Source organism: Enterobacter sp. R4-368 (assembly GCF_000410515.1).
GTDB lineage: Bacteria > Pseudomonadota > Gammaproteobacteria > Enterobacterales > Enterobacteriaceae > Kosakonia.
The window spans coordinates 2,518,205-2,533,529 of record NC_021500.1; the positions used below are offsets into that span (position 1 = coordinate 2,518,205).

Consider the following 15,325-nt stretch of genomic DNA (forward strand, 5'->3'; position numbering starts at 1 on the left):
TTTTTTACCCGAGAATCGCAGGAGATAGCGGCACAATGGCTGGCAAGTTCCACATATTAGTTTTGAACGGACCGAACCTGAACATGCTTGGCACCCGCGAGCCGGATAAGTACGGCACGCTTACGCTCAGCGAGATTGTTAACGGTTTGAGCACCGAAGCGGCAGCGCTTGATGTGGAACTGGCGCATTTTCAGTCAAACGCGGAGTACGCAATCATCGACCGTATTCATCAGGCTAAAGACATTATGGACTTCATCCTGATCAATCCGGCCGCGTTTACGCACACCAGTGTTGCTATCCGCGACGCATTGTTGGCAGTCGACATCCCGTTTATCGAGATCCACCTGACCAACGTGCATGCGCGGGAGCCATTCCGCCACCACTCGTATCTGTCAGATATCGCCGAAGGCGTTATTTGCGGGCTGGGTGCGGAAGGTTATTCATACGCTTTACAGACGGCGGTAAAACGCCTGTCACAATCACACTAAACAAGAGTACGGAACCCACTCATGGATATTCGTAAGATTAAGAAACTGATCGAGCTGGTTGAAGAATCAGGCATCTCCGAACTGGAAATTTCTGAAGGCGAAGAGTCTGTGCGCATCAGCCGCAGCGCGCCGAATGCTGGCTTCCCGGTGATGCAGCAGGCTTATGCTGCGCCGATGATGCAACAGCAACCAGCCCTGTCTAACGCTGTCGCAACTGCCGCAGCGCCGGAAGCCCCTGCAGCCGCAGCGGAAATCAGTGGTCACATCGTACGTTCCCCGATGGTCGGAACCTTCTATCGCACCCCGAGCCCGGACGCGAAAGCGTTTATCGAAATCGGCCAGAAAGTCAACGTGGGCGATACCCTGTGCATCGTTGAAGCCATGAAAATGATGAACCAGATCGAAGCCGATAAATCAGGCGTGGTGAAAGCCATTCTGGTTGAAAGTGGCCAACCGGTTGAATTTGACGAGCCGCTGGTCGTCATCGAGTAAACGAGGCGCACATGCTGGATAAAATTGTTATCGCCAACCGCGGCGAGATTGCACTGCGTATTCTTCGTGCCTGTAAAGAGCTGGGCATCAAGACTGTCGCCGTGCACTCCACTGCGGATCGCGATTTAAAACACGTACTGCTGGCAGATGAGACCGTATGTATCGGTCCAGCGCCATCAGTAAAAAGCTATCTGAATATCCCGGCAATTATCTCCGCCGCCGAAATTACCGGCGCGGTGGCGATTCATCCGGGTTATGGCTTCCTCTCTGAGAACGCCAACTTCGCTGAGCAGGTTGAGCGCTCCGGCTTTATCTTCATCGGCCCGAAAGCAGACACCATCCGCCTGATGGGCGACAAAGTGTCGGCAATCACCGCCATGAAGAAAGCTGGCGTACCGACCGTACCGGGTTCAGACGGCCCGCTGGGCGACGATATGGATGCAAACCGCGCCCATGCTAAGCGCATCGGTTACCCGGTTATCATCAAAGCCTCCGGCGGCGGCGGCGGTCGCGGTATGCGCGTTGTGCGCAAAGACGCCGACCTGGCGCAGTCCATCAGCATGACGCGTGCGGAAGCGAAAGCCGCTTTCAACAACGACATGGTGTACATGGAAAAATACCTGGAAAATCCTCGCCACGTCGAGATCCAGGTGCTGGCCGATGGTCAGGGTAACGCTATCTATCTGGCAGAGCGCGACTGCTCCATGCAGCGCCGCCACCAGAAAGTGGTCGAAGAAGCACCAGCACCGGGCATCACCCCGGAACTGCGTCGCTATATCGGCGAGCGCTGTGCGAAAGCCTGTGTCGATATCGGCTATCGCGGAGCGGGTACGTTTGAGTTTCTGTTCGAAAACGGCGAGTTCTACTTCATCGAGATGAACACCCGTATTCAGGTTGAGCACCCGGTTACCGAAATGATTACCGGCGTTGACCTGATCAAAGAGCAGTTGCGTATCGCAGCCGGTCAGCCGCTGTCCATTAAGCAAGAAGAAGTGGTGGTGAAAGGCCATGCGGTGGAATGCCGTATTAACGCCGAAGATCCGAACACCTTCCTGCCTAGCCCGGGCAAAATCACTCGCTTCCATGCCCCTGGTGGGTTTGGTGTGCGCTGGGAATCGCATATTTACGCCGGTTACACCGTACCGCCGTATTACGATTCAATGATTGGCAAGCTTATCTGCTACGGCGAGAGCCGCGATGTGGCGATTGCGCGCATGAAGAATGCGTTGCAGGAGCTGATTATCGACGGGATCAAAACCAACGTTGATCTGCAGATGCGTATTATGAGCGACGAGAACTTCCAGCATGGTGGCACCAACATCCACTATCTGGAGAAAAAACTCGGTTTGCAGGAAAAATAATCTGCAATCAGCGCAAAAGGCCGGATCTTCCGGCCTTTTTTGTTTTTCTCTCCCCGGAACCTGCCCATAGGGTACAATCCCCGCTTTCTTCATTTACAAGGGACAAAAATGGACAACCGTTTTGTTCAGGCTCACAAAGAAGCCCGTTGGGCGCTGTGGCTGACCCTTCTTTATCTTGCCGCCTGGTTAGTATGCGCTTACCTACCAGGTACAGAGCAGGGCTTCACCGGGCTGCCGCGTTGGTTTGAACTGGCCTGCCTGCTTACGCCGCTGGTATTTGTTTTACTTTGCTGGGCGATGGTGCGTTTTATCTTCCGCGATATCTCTCTGGAGGATAACGATGCAAACTGAAATTATCGCCGTGCTGATAATCTACCTGATCGTTGTCTTCGGCCTCTCTTTCTATGCGATGCGCCAGCGTAGCAGCGGTACTTTCCTGAGCGAGTACTTCCTCGGTAGCCGTTCCATGGGCGGATTTGTGCTGGCGATGACGCTGACCGCAACCTATGTCAGCGCCAGTTCGTTTATTGGCGGGCCAGGAGCCGCGTACAAATTCGGCCTTGGCTGGGTGCTGCTGGCGATGATCCAGGTTCCCACCATTTGGCTGTCGCTGGGCATTCTCGGCAAAAAATTCGCAATTCTGGCACGTCGCTACAATGCCATTACGCTCAACGACATGCTGATGGCACGCTACCAGAGCCGCGCGGTCGTGTGGATCGCCAGCGTCAGCCTGCTGGTGGCCTTTGTCGGTGCGATTGCCGTGCAGTTTATCGGCGGCGCGCGTCTGCTGGAGACAGCGGCCGGCATCAAATACGAATCGGGCCTGCTGATCTTCGGCATTACTATCGCGTTGTATACGGCGTTTGGCGGTTTTCGCGCCAGTGTGTTAAACGACACCATGCAAGGTCTGGTGATGCTGATTGGTACGCTAGTGTTACTGGTCGGTGTGATCCATGCGGCGGGCGGATTGCATAACGCCGTTGCTACCTTGCAGCATATCGATCCGAAACTGGTTAGCCCGCAGGGCGCGCACGACATTCTTTCCCCGGCGTTTATGACCTCGTTTTGGGTGCTGGTGTGTTTTGGCGTTATCGGTCTGCCGCATACCGCTGTGCGCTGTATTTCGTATAAAGACAGCAAGTCGGTGCACCGTGGGATCATTATCGGCACCATTGTCATCGCGCTGTTGATGCTGGGAATGCATCTGGCGGGAGCGCTGGGTCGTGCTGTGCTACCGAATCTGTCGGTGCCGGATCAGGTTATTCCCACATTGATGGTCGAAGTGTTGCCACCGTGGGCCGCAGGGTTGTTCCTTGCCGCACCGATGGCCGCGATCATGTCCAATGTCAACGCGCATCTGTTGCAGGCTTCCGCGACGATCATCAAAGATCTGTGGTTAAGCGCGCAGCCGACTAAAATTCGTCATGAGCCACGCTTAAAACGCATTTCCACCGTGACAACGCTGGTACTCGGCATTTTGATGATGCTGGCGGCATGGCGTCCGCCAGAGATGATCATCTGGCTGAACCTGTTAGCGTTTGGTGGGCTTGAGGCGGTATTTCTGTGGCCGCTGGTGCTGGGTCTTTACTGGGATCGCGCTAATTCCACCGGCGCGCTCAGCGCCATGATTGTTGGCGGTGCGCTGTATGCCGTGCTCGCCACCTTTAATATTCAGTACCTGGGCTTCCATCCGATTGTGCCCTCGCTGCTGTTAAGTTTGCTGGCCTTCATTGTCGGGAACCGTTTCGGTCAACCCGCGCCGCAGGCCCCACCTATTTCTATTAATGAATAAAGAGTTATGCCATGCCTTGGATCCAACTGAAACTGAACACCACCGGCGCGAATGCGGAAGATCTGAGCGATGCTCTGATGGAAGCAGGCGCGGTGTCCATTACCTTCCAGGACACGCACGACACGCCCGTATTTGAACCGCTGCCGGGTGAAACCCGTCTGTGGGGCGATACCGACGTTATCGGCCTGTTCGATGCGGAAACCGAGATGGCGGACGTCGTTGCCCAACTCGCTCTACACCCGCTGCTCGGCGAAGGTTTCGCCCATAAAATTGAGCAACTGGAAGATAAAGACTGGGAGCGCGAATGGATGGACAACTTCCACCCGATGCGCTTTGGCGAACGCCTGTGGATCTGCCCGAGCTGGCGCGAAGTGCCGGATGCCAATGCAGTGAATGTGATGCTCGATCCGGGTCTGGCATTCGGAACCGGCACGCACCCAACCACCTCGTTGTGTCTGCAATGGCTCGATGGCCTGGATCTTGTCGGCAAAACTGTGATCGATTTTGGCTGCGGTTCCGGGATCCTTGCGATCGCCGCCCTGAAACTGGGTGCGGCTAAAGCGATCGGTATTGATATCGATCCGCAAGCGATCCAGGCAAGCCGTGATAACGCCGAGCGCAACGGCGTTTCCGAGCGTCTCGAGTTGTACCTGCCGAAAGACCAGCCAGACGCGATGAAAGCCGATGTGGTGGTTGCCAATATTCTGGCTGGCCCGTTGCGTGAACTGGCGCCGTTAATCAGCGTATTGCCCGTCGAGGGCGGCTTGCTGGGGCTCTCTGGTATCCTTGCCAGCCAGGCAGACAGCGTGTGCGAAGCCTATGCAGAACTCTTTACCCTGGATCCGGTGGTCGAGAAAGAAGAGTGGTGCCGTATCACGGGACAGAAAAGGTAAAACTGAACGCGGCCTGCGGGCCACGTTTCGCGGAGCCAGCGCGCTGAACTGTCGAAAAAACCAGCCAAAATGCCGATCAAAAAATTGCGAGCAGCTTCGCAAAAATCGTCATTTTTGTCTGAAAAAACAGCAGTTCAGCCGCTTATCACCCGCGAAAAAACGATAACTTGTGCGAATTTATGCGTTATGTGAAATTTTTATCTTTTACATAACCCTATGAAAAACATGATTTAATACGTTTATTGCCCCGATGGACTGGCTATTCCTTGATCTACAACAGAGGATTGCTCAAAGTTTGGCCTTTCATCTCGTGCAAAAAATGCGTAATATACGCCGCCTTGCAGTCACAGTATGGTCATTTCTTAACTCATGCGCATCGGACACCACCAGCTCAGAAATCGCCTGATCGCAGCGCCCATGGCTGGCATTACTGACAGACCATTCCGGACGTTGTGCTACGAGATGGGAGCCGGTTTAACCGTATCCGAGATGATGTCTTCTAACCCACAAGTGTGGGAAAGCGACAAGTCCCGACTGCGGATGGTGCACATTGATGAACCCGGTATTCGCACCGTGCAAATTGCCGGCAGCGACCCGGATGAAATGGCGGAAGCCGCACGTATTAACGTGGAAAGCGGCGCCCAGATTATTGATATCAATATGGGTTGCCCGGCTAAAAAAGTGAATCGCAAGCTTGCAGGTTCCGCCCTGCTGCAATACCCGGATCTGGTGAAGTCGATCCTGACCTCGGTAGTTAATGCAGTGGATGTTCCTGTCACTCTGAAGATTCGCACGGGTTGGGCTCCAGAACACCGTAACTGCGTAGAAATTGCCCAACTGGCTGAAGAGTGTGGTATTCAGGCTCTGACCATTCATGGACGCACCCGCGCCTGTTTGTTCAACGGAGACGCTGAGTACGACAGTATTCGGGCAGTTAAGCAGAAAGTTTCCATTCCGGTTATCGCGAATGGCGACATTACTGACCCGCTTAAAGCCAGAGCTGTGCTCGACTATACAGGGGCGGATGCCCTGATGATAGGCCGCGCAGCTCAGGGAAGACCCTGGATCTTCCGGGAAATCCAGCATTATCTGGACACTGGGGAGCTGCTGGCCCCGCTGCCTTTGGCAGAGGTTAAGCGCTTGCTTTGCGCGCACGTTCGGGAACTGCATGACTTTTACGGTCAGGCGAAAGGTTACCGAATTGCACGCAAACACGTCTCCTGGTATCTCCAGGAGCACGCTCCGAATGACCAGTTTCGGCGCACATTCAACGCCATTGAGAATGCCAGCGAACAGCTGGAGGCGTTGGAGGCATACTTCGAAAATTTTGCGTAAACAGAAATAAAGAGCTGACAGAACTATGTTCGAACAACGCGTAAATTCTGACGTACTGACCGTTTCTACCGTTAACTCTCAGGATCAGGTAACCCAAAAACCGCTCCGTGACTCGGTAAAACAGGCACTGAAGAACTATTTTGCTCAACTGAATGGTCAAGATGTTAATGATCTGTATGAGCTGGTACTGGCTGAAGTAGAACAGCCACTGTTGGACATGGTGATGCAATACACCCGTGGTAATCAGACCCGCGCGGCGCTGATGATGGGCATCAACCGCGGTACGCTGCGTAAAAAACTGAAAAAATACGGCATGAACTGATTTTTAATCAGTGAGTTGTATTGATAAAAAGGCGCTAACCGGCATGGGACAGCGCCTTTTTTATTGCCTGAAATAGCGCTAAAAACCCCGCTTTCCCTGTCATTCCGGGGTTACGGATTCGTGTATATTTCAACAAATGGTTGCAAGAAAGGGAGATACGGAATGATTCGCAAGTATTGGTGGCTGGTGGCTTTCGCCCTGTCGATTCTCATGCTGGATAGCTTAATCATGTACTGGGTTGAGTATATGACCACCGAGATCGATAAGTGCCGCAATATGAACTCCGTAAATCCGCTCAAACTGGTTAACTGCAATAATCTGTAAGTGATTGCTTGTAGCGAAAATTCGCGAAAATGCAGCCATCACCCTGATTAACGCAGGGATTTAAATCATTTTGAGCCATCTCCATACGATGCTAATGTCTCAGCCCTTTTCGCCAGTCCGATCGTAGTAATGCGTAACGCCCTTAGTGAATGAGTTGATGACACCATGCTGGATAGCCAATACGACTATATCCTTGTTGTTGTTTCTTTTATCGTAGCCATTTTAGCCTCTTATACCGCCCTGAATATGGCCGGCCGAGTTTCCACCAGCAGCAAGGGATCGTCATGGGTCTGGCTCAGCGGTGGCGGCGTAGCGATGGGGATAGGCATCTGGGCGATGCATTTTATCGGCATGCTGGCGATGAACATGTCGATGAACATGCGCTACGAACCGTTTCTCACGGCCCTCTCCATGGTTATCGCGATCGGCTCTTCGTTGTTCGCGCTGTGGCTGGTGAGCGCCCCGCATCTGCATCTGCGTCGCCTGATCCCGGGCGCAATTGTCATGGGCCTGGGTATTGCAGCGATGCACTATACCGGCATGGCGGCGCTTCAGGTCTCCCCGGCCATTATCTGGAATCTGAACTGGGTCGCCTTATCGTTAGCGATCGCGCTGGTCGCCTCTTTCGCCGCTCTGTGGCTCACATTTCATCTACGTCATGAAGCGGCCCAGGTTGCGCTGATGCGTTTTGGTGCGGCAATTTTAATGGGCGTCGCCATTGCTGGTATGCATTACACCGGCATGATGGCGGCTCAAATCCCTCACCAACATGCCATGGGGCATAACGGTTTTAACAATAACTGGTTAGCCGTACTGGTCGGCATGATGGCCTTCTCGGTGCTGGGCATTACGCTACTGGTGTCGATGTTTGATGCGCGTCTGCAGGCGAAAACCTCGCTACTGGCAACTTCACTGGCGGCCGCAAACCGCGAACTGGCGCGGCTGGCGTTGCACGATACCTTAACGCGTCTGCCTAACCGCGTGTTGCTGGAAGATCGCCTTGAACAGGCCATCAACAAAGCCAAACGCGAAGGCTCGTTCTTCGCGCTGATGTTTATGGATCTCGACGGTTTCAAAACCGTCAACGACGCCTGGGGCCACGATGTCGGCGATAAATTGCTGGTCGCGGTGACCGATCGCCTGACGCAAAAATTAAAAGGGCAATACACGCTGGCGCGCATTGGTGGTGACGAGTTTGTTCTGCTGGCAGAAGTCAGCGCGCCAGATGAAGCAGCAACGCTTGCCAGTTCGTTGGTACGCGTGATCGATAAGCCCTTCACTATCGATCCCTATGACGTGATGGTGACGCTGAGCGTCGGTATTGCGCTTTATCCGCATGACGGCAAGAACGAACGGGAACTGATGTTCAACGCTGATGCGGCGATGTATCACACCAAGCATATGGGACGTAACGGTTACCACTTCTTTCAGCCCTCGATGAACACGCTGGCGCAAACACAGCTGCAGTTACTCAATGATTTGTGGATGGCACTGGAGCGCCAGGAGTTCCGGCTGGTTTATCAGCCCAAATTTAAAGCCCCCGCGGGGCCGGTTATCGGCTTTGAGGCGCTGTTGCGCTGGCATCACCCTTACCAGGGCGTGCTCACTCCGGATGTTTTTTTGCCGCTGGCGGAGAAAACCGGTCTGATTGTGCCGCTTGGTAACTGGGTAGTGGACGAAGCCTGCCGTCAGCTTGGCGAATGGCGTAAAATGGGGCACCTTGACTGGTCTGTGGCGGTGAACCTTTCCACCCTGCAATTTGAACAGAGTTCTCTGGTGGCAACAATTATGGAGGCGCTGAAAAAACATGATGTGCCGCCGCAAAAATTAATCCTGGAAGTGACCGAAACCACGGCAATGAGCAATCCGGATGAGAGTGTGCGCGTGTTGACGGAGCTGACAGATGCGGGCGTTCAAGCCTCAATCGATGATTTTGGTACAGGCTACTCCAGCCTGCTGTATCTGAAACGTCTTCCGGCCTGCGAATTAAAAATCGATCGTGCGTTTGTTCGTGAGTTAAGCCGGGAAGGCGAAGATGCCACCATCGTCTCCGCCATCGTAGCGTTAGCCAGGACGCTGAATTTAAAAGTTGTAGCGGAAGGTGTGGAAACAGAAGAACAACAAAAATTTCTTACTGAGCTGGGCTGTAATACGTTGCAGGGGTATTTATTAGGTAAACCGGTGAGCGCGGAGTCTATTACTTCTTACGGAAATAAACTTTCCCCTCCCGAGCCCCTCTCCTGAAGATGGATTGATTTAAATAAAGCGCCTGCAGGCGCTTTTGTTTTACCAAAGCCGTAAACTAGATTATTCTTATAAAAATAATGCTATGCACCATCCCTATTTAATCAAGCTCTTACGCATTGCAATAGAATTTTTATTTCATCCTTCATCTTTTCTGCACTATTTAACCTGCGACGTAGTTTTGTCTTCATGATTTTTACAAAGAACATAATTTGAGATTATTGCACCCGGGAATTTGCGCATGCCAATGGTAAAATATGCTTTATCGATTCTGGACAGATATCGTAATTATTGATATCGGGGATCGTGATTATTTCGAGGTAATATTATGAAAAAATTCATTTCCGTGGCATTACTGGCGACCTTCCTGGCAGGCTGTGCCCACGATTCTCCTTGTGTTCCGGTGTACGATGATCAAGGTCGTCTGGTACATACCAATACCTGTATGAAAGGCACAACTCAAGATAACTGGGAAACTGCCGGCGCAATTGCTGGCGGCGCAGCGGCGATTGCCGGTCTGACGCTCGGTATCGTAGCGCTGACGAAATAGTTTAAAAGGCCAAAAGTTATAAAAAGCGCGGTTCGCCGCGCTTTTGCTTTATTAAGGTGCAGTTAATTTTGCATAAGTAAATTTTCAGCCCTATAAGCAAGCAGTAATAAAAAAATAAGTACAGATTTCCTTTTATCTGCCCCTACTGTTTTTCACTTTTTCCTCTTTTTCTCTATTTTTGCGTGACCCATTTCACAAAGCGATGCCAATCAAGATATTGCTTATATTCACGCAGGAAACTTGTCTGTTAATTCCCTCTTAACGGCGCTCTCTTTTTGCTCTGTTTTGTGGCGTAGGTTGTATTTTTGCACCACAACGGGGCAATGGTTTTATTTTTTCCTGTCTACACTCTCAATATTGCGCCTGTGCTAGCCAAATAACGGCACGCGCAAAACTGGCACTACCTTTGCTTTAAAGAGTATGGCCATCGCCACAGACAGGTTCAGGCGTTTCCCGAACGCCTTATATAACGATAAATTTTTCGCCACACAGGATGCATTATGAAAAAGATGATGATCGCCAGCCTGGCCGCTGCCGGTGTACTGTTTGCTGTCGCAAATCAGGCACATGCAGGCGCAACGCTGGATGCCGTTAAAAAGAAAGGTTTCGTACAATGCGGTATCAGCGACGGTCTGCCTGGCTTTTCCTACGCGGATGCGAGCGGTAAATTCACCGGTATCGACGTGGACGTTTGCCGCGGCGTTGCCGCCGCCGTATTCGGTGACGACACGAAAGTAAAATATACCCCGCTGACGGCCAAAGAGCGTTTTACCGCTCTGCAATCTGGCGAAGTGGATATGCTCTCCCGTAATACCACCTGGACCTCTTCCCGCGATGGCGGCATGGGCCTGTCATTCACTGGCGTAACCTATTACGACGGTATCGGCTTCCTGACCCACAACAAAGCAGGCCTGAAAAGCGCTAAAGAGCTGGACGGCGCAACCGTTTGTATTCAGGCGGGTACCGATACTGAACTGAACGTGGCGGATTATTTTAAATCCAACAAAATGAAATATACTCCGGTGACCTTCGACCGTTCCGATGAATCCGCGAAAGCGCTGGAATCAGGCCGTTGCGATACACTCGCTTCCGACCAGTCTCAGCTGTATGCATTGCGTATCAAACTGAGCAACCCGGCAGAGTGGATCGTATTGCCGGAAGTGATCTCGAAAGAGCCGCTGGGGCCGGTGGTTCGCCGTGGTGATGATGACTGGTTCTCGATTGTTCGCTGGACGCTGTTCGCCATGCTGAACGCAGAAGAGATGGGTGTTAACTCGAAAAACGTCGATGAGAAAGCCGCTAACCCAGCAACGCCGGATATGGCACACCTGTTAGGTAAAGAAGGTGACTTCGGTAAAGACCTGAAGCTGGATAACAAGTGGGCTTACAACATCATTAAGAAAGTCGGTAACTATTCAGAAATCTTTGAACGTAACGTCGGTTCTGAAAGCCCGCTGAAAATCAAACGCGGCCAGAACAACCTCTGGAACAACGGCGGTATTCAATACGCTCCGCCAGTGCGCTAATACGTAAGTGCTGTAACGGGCGCTACGCTTGCGTGGCGCCCAGCCCAGAGTCAAGGTTACTGAGGTTTTCCTATGTCCCATCGCCGCCCAACCGTGAAAGGCGCTATCTCCCTTTCTAACCCTGCGGTTCGCGCCTGGCTGTTTCAAATCCTTGCGATTATCGCCGTGGTCGTTGTCGCCATTTATTTGATACACAACACCGTTACTAATCTGAATAACCGCGGCATTACCTCCGGCTTTGCCTTTCTGGATCGCGCAGCCGGATTTGGTATTGTTCAGCATCTTATTGATTATGAACAAGGTGACACCTACGGCCGTGTATTTCTTGTAGGCTTACTTAACACGCTGCTGGTTTCCGCGCTGTGCATTGTGTTCGCTTCGTTTCTCGGTTTTTTCCTCGGCCTCGCTCGTCTGTCTGAAAACTGGCTACTGCGGAAGCTATCGACCATCTATATCGAAACGTTCCGTAATATCCCGCCGCTGTTGCAGATCTTTTTCTGGTACTTCGCGGTGCTGCGTAACCTACCCGGCCCGCGCCAGGCGGTCAACGCAATGGAGCTGGTGTTTCTGAGCAACCGGGGCCTGTATATACCCTCCCCACAAATGGGCGAGGGCATGCTGGCGTTCGTGGGCGCGATAATCCTGGCGGTGGCTATCTCCGTCGGTCTGTTTCGCTTTAATAAAATGCATCAAATCAAAACCGGGCAGCTACGCCGTACATGGCCTGCCGCGCTGGGGTTGATTATTCTGCTGCCGCTGGTAGCGCACTGGGTGTTTGGCGCAGCGCTGCACTGGGACGTTCCGCATCTGCGCGGCTTCAACTTCCAGGGCGGTATGGTGCTGATCCCGGAACTCGCCGCGCTTACCATTGCGCTGTCGGTCTACACTTCCGCGTTTATCGCTGAGATTATTCGTTCAGGTATTCAGTCAGTGCCCTATGGGCAGCACGAAGCGGCACGTTCTCTCGGCTTGCCTAATCCGGTCACGCTGCGGCAGGTGATTATTCCGCAGGCGCTGCGCGTGATTATCCCTCCGCTGACCAGCCAGTATCTGAATATCGCCAAAAACTCCTCGCTGGCAGCGGCAATTGGTTATCCGGATATGGTGTCGCTGTTTGCCGGAACGGTGCTGAATCAGACCGGCCAGGCGATTGAAACTATCGCTATTACCATGTCGGTTTACTTGCTCATCAGCCTGTCGATTTCGTTACTGATGAACATCTATAACCGCCGCATTGCCCTGATTGAGCGCTAAGGAACCTTGATGACAAAAGCAATTCTGTCTCCCTCCACGCGCCAGACACCTGCAGGAAGCAATGGCGCGATAGTGTGGGTACGAAAAAATCTGTTCTCCAGTTGGTCAAACTCGCTGCTGACGCTGCTGTGTCTGTGGTTAATGTGGGAGTTGATTCCCCCTTTGCTGGACTGGGCGCTGTTTCAGGCGAACTGGTTTGGTTCGACACGTGCCGATTGTACGAAAGCAGGCGCATGCTGGGTGTTTATCCACGAGCGTTTTGGCCAGTTTATGTATGGCCTCTACCCGCATGATCAACGCTGGCGTATTAATGTGGCGCTGCTCGTTGGCCTGCTCTCTATCGCACCGATGTTCTGGAAGGCGCTGCCGCGTCGCGGGCGTTATATCGCTTGCTGGGCGGTAATTTATCCGCTTGTCGTGTGGTGGTTGTTGTTTGGCGGATTTCTGGGGCTGGAACGGGTTGAAACCCGCCAGTGGGGCGGTCTGACCCTGACATTGATCATCGCCTCTGTTGGTATTGCTGGCGCACTGCCACTGGGGATTTTGCTGGCGTTGGGACGCCGTTCGAAAATGCCGGTGGTTCGCGTGTTATCGGTCATTTTCATTGAGTTCTGGCGCGGCGTTCCCTTAATTACCGTGCTGTTTATGTCCTCGGTGATGCTGCCGCTGTTTATGTCGGAAGGTACCAGTATCGATAAACTGATCCGTGCGCTGGTCGGTGTGATCTTGTTTCAGTCCGCTTATGTGGCAGAGGTGGTGCGTGGCGGCTTGCAGGCGCTGCCGAAGGGGCAATATGAAGCGGCGGAATCTCTGGCACTGGGATACTGGAAAACGCAAGGGCTGGTGATCTTACCGCAGGCGCTGAAGCTGGTGATCCCGGGGCTTGTGAACACCATCATTGCTCTGTTCAAAGATACGAGTCTGGTGATCATCATCGGCTTGTTTGATCTGTTCAGCAGCGTACAGCAAGCCACGGTCGATCCTGCATGGCTTGGGATGTCCACCGAAGGCTATGTTTTTGCTGCCTTAGTTTATTGGGTTTTCTGTTTTAGCATGTCGCGCTACAGCCAACATCTGGAGAAGCGCTTTAACACCGGGCGTACACCGCACTGAGGATCCCCATGAGTAATACAACTATGCAATCTGGCGACGCGATGATTACGCTCGAAAATGTGAATAAGTGGTACGGGCAGTTCCATGTACTGAAAGACATTAATCTCAATGTTAAACAGGGCGAGCGCATTGTGCTTTGCGGCCCGTCCGGTTCTGGAAAGTCGACAACGATCCGCTGTATTAACCATCTGGAAGAGCATCAACAAGGGCGTATTGTCGTTGATGGCATTGAGTTAAATGAAGATATCCGCAATATCGAAAAGATCCGCCAGGAAGTGGGAATGGTGTTCCAGCACTTTAATTTATTCCCGCATCTGACCGTCTTGCAAAACTGTACGCTGGCACCGATTTGGGTACGTAAGATGCCCAAGAAGGAGGCTGAAGCGCTGGCAATGCATTATCTTGAACGTGTGCGCATTGCCGAGCATGCGCATAAGTTTCCGGGGCAGATTTCCGGTGGACAGCAGCAACGTGTGGCGATCGCCCGTTCATTATGTATGAAGCCTAAAATCATGCTGTTCGATGAGCCAACTTCAGCGCTGGATCCGGAGATGGTAAAAGAGGTGCTGGATACCATGATTGGGCTGGCGCAGTCCGGCATGACGATGTTGTGTGTCACCCACGAAATGGGTTTTGCGCGCACCGTTGCCGATCGCGTGATCTTTATGGATCGGGGTGAAATCGTTGAACAGGCACCGCCGGAAGAGTTCTTCGCGAACCCGAAATCAGAACGTACCCGCGCGTTTTTGTCGCAGGTTATTCATTGATCTCTCCCCGATTGTTACAGGCCACTCATGCGGGTGGCCTTTTTTATTGCCTACGCAAAAGCGCGTCGTGCAAGTATGCTTAGCAAAAAGTTGGGGACCGGCTATCTATCTCACTGAGTTGGCCGAACGCACTTCTTACGGATTCTGGGGCACGCTAATCAATACCGCCTTACATATAGGTGGTGCTTTGCATGGTATGTACTTGCTTGTTTGCCCGACGTTCCTGACTCTCGCAGGGGAAACCACACTATTATTGGCGCTACGCGTTACACTTCTGAGTGAGGGTGTTAGATGTCTGGCTGTTGAAGGGAAACGGCTTGATCGCTACCTCTTTGGGTCTGTGGCGCTTAAATTTATTCATGCTCAAAGTGCTACTGACCTGGTGGAAATGGTTTGAGTGCGACCATCATGTGCAAGGTTGTAAGCAGAAAAGCAAAAGGCCCAGTCTTTCGACTGGGCCTTTTGCTTTATTTGATGCCTGGCAGTTCCCTACTCTCGCATGGGGAGACCCCACACTACCATCGGCGCTACGGCGTTTCACTTCTGAGTTCGGCATGGGGTCAGGTGGGACCACCGCGCTAGTGCCGCCAGGCAAATTCTTTTCTAAGTGCCGAACTTTAACCGTTATAACTGGTGCTGATACCCAGAGTCGAACTGGGGACCTCACCCTTACCAAGGGTGCGCTCTACCAACTGAGCCATATCAGCACACTAAATTTGATGCCTGGCAGTTCCCTACTCTCGCATGGGGAGACCCCACACTACCATCGGCGCTACGGCGTTTCACTTCTGAGTTCGGCATGGGGTCAGGTGGGACCACCGCGCTACTGCCGCCAGGCAAATTCTGTTGTCAGACCGTTCTCAC

General features: G+C 52.6%; 15 protein-coding genes, 1 tRNA gene and 2 rRNA genes. 15 read left to right on the forward strand and 3 right to left on the reverse strand.

Translation table 11 applies throughout. The features are described from left to right. Window positions 1-35 precede the first annotated feature (35 nt). From aroQ to H650_RS11870, 15 genes are all read left to right on the forward strand, one after another. Window positions 36-488 carry a type II 3-dehydroquinate dehydratase gene (aroQ, locus tag H650_RS11800; protein ID WP_020455471.1) on the forward strand — a complete coding sequence of 151 codons (453 nt, stop codon included), beginning with the start codon at window positions 36-38 and terminating at the stop codon, window positions 486-488. Between the two features lie 21 nt (window positions 489-509). After that, on the forward strand, window positions 510-980 hold the full coding sequence (gene accB, locus H650_RS11805; RefSeq protein WP_020455472.1) for an acetyl-CoA carboxylase biotin carboxyl carrier protein: 471 nt from the start codon (window positions 510-512) through the stop codon (window positions 978-980). A gap of 11 nt (window positions 981-991) precedes the next feature. Next, the gene (accC, locus tag H650_RS11810) at window positions 992-2,341 is read left to right on the forward strand and encodes an acetyl-CoA carboxylase biotin carboxylase subunit (RefSeq protein WP_017457283.1); all 1,350 of its coding nucleotides are present in this window, start codon (window positions 992-994) and stop codon (window positions 2,339-2,341) included. Window positions 2,342-2,449: 108 nt separating this feature from the next. Continuing rightward, a complete protein-coding gene (locus H650_RS11815; protein ID WP_017457282.1) occupies window positions 2,450-2,692 on the forward strand; it encodes a YhdT family protein in 243 nt (80 codons plus the stop codon). Beyond that, entirely contained in the window at window positions 2,682-4,133 is a 1,452-nt protein-coding gene (gene panF / locus H650_RS11820) for a sodium/pantothenate symporter (RefSeq protein ID WP_020455473.1), read from the forward strand. The genes H650_RS11815 and panF overlap by 11 nt, the downstream gene beginning before the upstream one ends. Window positions 4,134-4,144: 11 nt before the next feature. Beyond that, a complete protein-coding gene (prmA, locus tag H650_RS11825) occupies window positions 4,145-5,026 on the forward strand; it encodes a 50S ribosomal protein L11 methyltransferase (RefSeq protein ID WP_020455474.1) in 882 nt (293 codons plus the stop codon). A gap of 369 nt (window positions 5,027-5,395) precedes the next feature. Beyond that, window positions 5,396-6,361, forward strand: coding sequence for a tRNA dihydrouridine synthase DusB (gene dusB, locus H650_RS11830; RefSeq protein WP_044489505.1), 966 nt, complete (start codon window positions 5,396-5,398; stop codon window positions 6,359-6,361). A 25-nt stretch (window positions 6,362-6,386) separates the two neighbouring features. After that, window positions 6,387-6,683: a DNA-binding transcriptional regulator Fis gene (fis, locus tag H650_RS11835; protein ID WP_000462905.1), complete on the forward strand. Its 297-nt coding sequence runs from the start codon at window positions 6,387-6,389 to the stop codon at window positions 6,681-6,683. Between the two features lie 162 nt (window positions 6,684-6,845). Beyond that, window positions 6,846-7,007, forward strand: a complete 162-nt coding sequence (locus H650_RS24565) for a DUF2556 family protein (RefSeq protein WP_020455476.1) — start codon at window positions 6,846-6,848, stop codon at window positions 7,005-7,007. Window positions 7,008-7,172: 165 nt separating this feature from the next. Then, window positions 7,173-9,251 (forward strand): putative bifunctional diguanylate cyclase/phosphodiesterase, encoded by a 2,079-nt coding sequence (locus H650_RS11845; RefSeq protein WP_020455477.1) that lies wholly within the window; start codon window positions 7,173-7,175, stop codon window positions 9,249-9,251. Between the two features lie 328 nt (window positions 9,252-9,579). After that, entirely contained in the window at window positions 9,580-9,801 is a 222-nt protein-coding gene (locus tag H650_RS11850) for a lipoprotein (protein ID WP_017457276.1), read from the forward strand. 500 nt (window positions 9,802-10,301) lie between these two features. Then, on the forward strand, window positions 10,302-11,327 hold the full coding sequence (locus H650_RS11855; RefSeq protein ID WP_020455478.1) for an amino acid ABC transporter substrate-binding protein: 1,026 nt from the start codon (window positions 10,302-10,304) through the stop codon (window positions 11,325-11,327). Window positions 11,328-11,399: 72 nt separating this feature from the next. Then, window positions 11,400-12,581 (forward strand): amino acid ABC transporter permease, encoded by a 1,182-nt coding sequence (locus H650_RS11860; RefSeq protein WP_020455479.1) that lies wholly within the window; start codon window positions 11,400-11,402, stop codon window positions 12,579-12,581. Window positions 12,582-12,590: 9 nt separating this feature from the next. After that, window positions 12,591-13,694 (forward strand): amino acid ABC transporter permease, encoded by a 1,104-nt coding sequence (locus tag H650_RS11865; protein WP_017457272.1) that lies wholly within the window; start codon window positions 12,591-12,593, stop codon window positions 13,692-13,694. Between the two features lie 8 nt (window positions 13,695-13,702). Then, entirely contained in the window at window positions 13,703-14,461 is a 759-nt protein-coding gene (locus tag H650_RS11870) for an amino acid ABC transporter ATP-binding protein (RefSeq protein ID WP_044489506.1), read from the forward strand. Window positions 14,462-14,937: 476 nt separating this feature from the next. Here H650_RS11870 and rrf (H650_RS11875) read toward each other — a convergent pair. The 3 genes from rrf (H650_RS11875) to rrf (H650_RS11885) all read right to left on the reverse strand — a co-directional run bounded on the left by rrf (H650_RS11875) (window position 14,938) and on the right by rrf (H650_RS11885) (window position 15,298). Continuing rightward, a 5S ribosomal RNA gene (gene rrf / locus H650_RS11875) occupies window positions 14,938-15,053 on the reverse strand. A 39-nt stretch (window positions 15,054-15,092) separates the two neighbouring features. Further along, window positions 15,093-15,168, reverse strand: a tRNA-Thr gene (locus H650_RS11880). A 14-nt stretch (window positions 15,169-15,182) separates the two neighbouring features. Continuing rightward, window positions 15,183-15,298 (reverse strand): 5S ribosomal RNA (gene rrf, locus H650_RS11885). Between the last annotated feature and the right edge of the window lie 27 nt (window positions 15,299-15,325).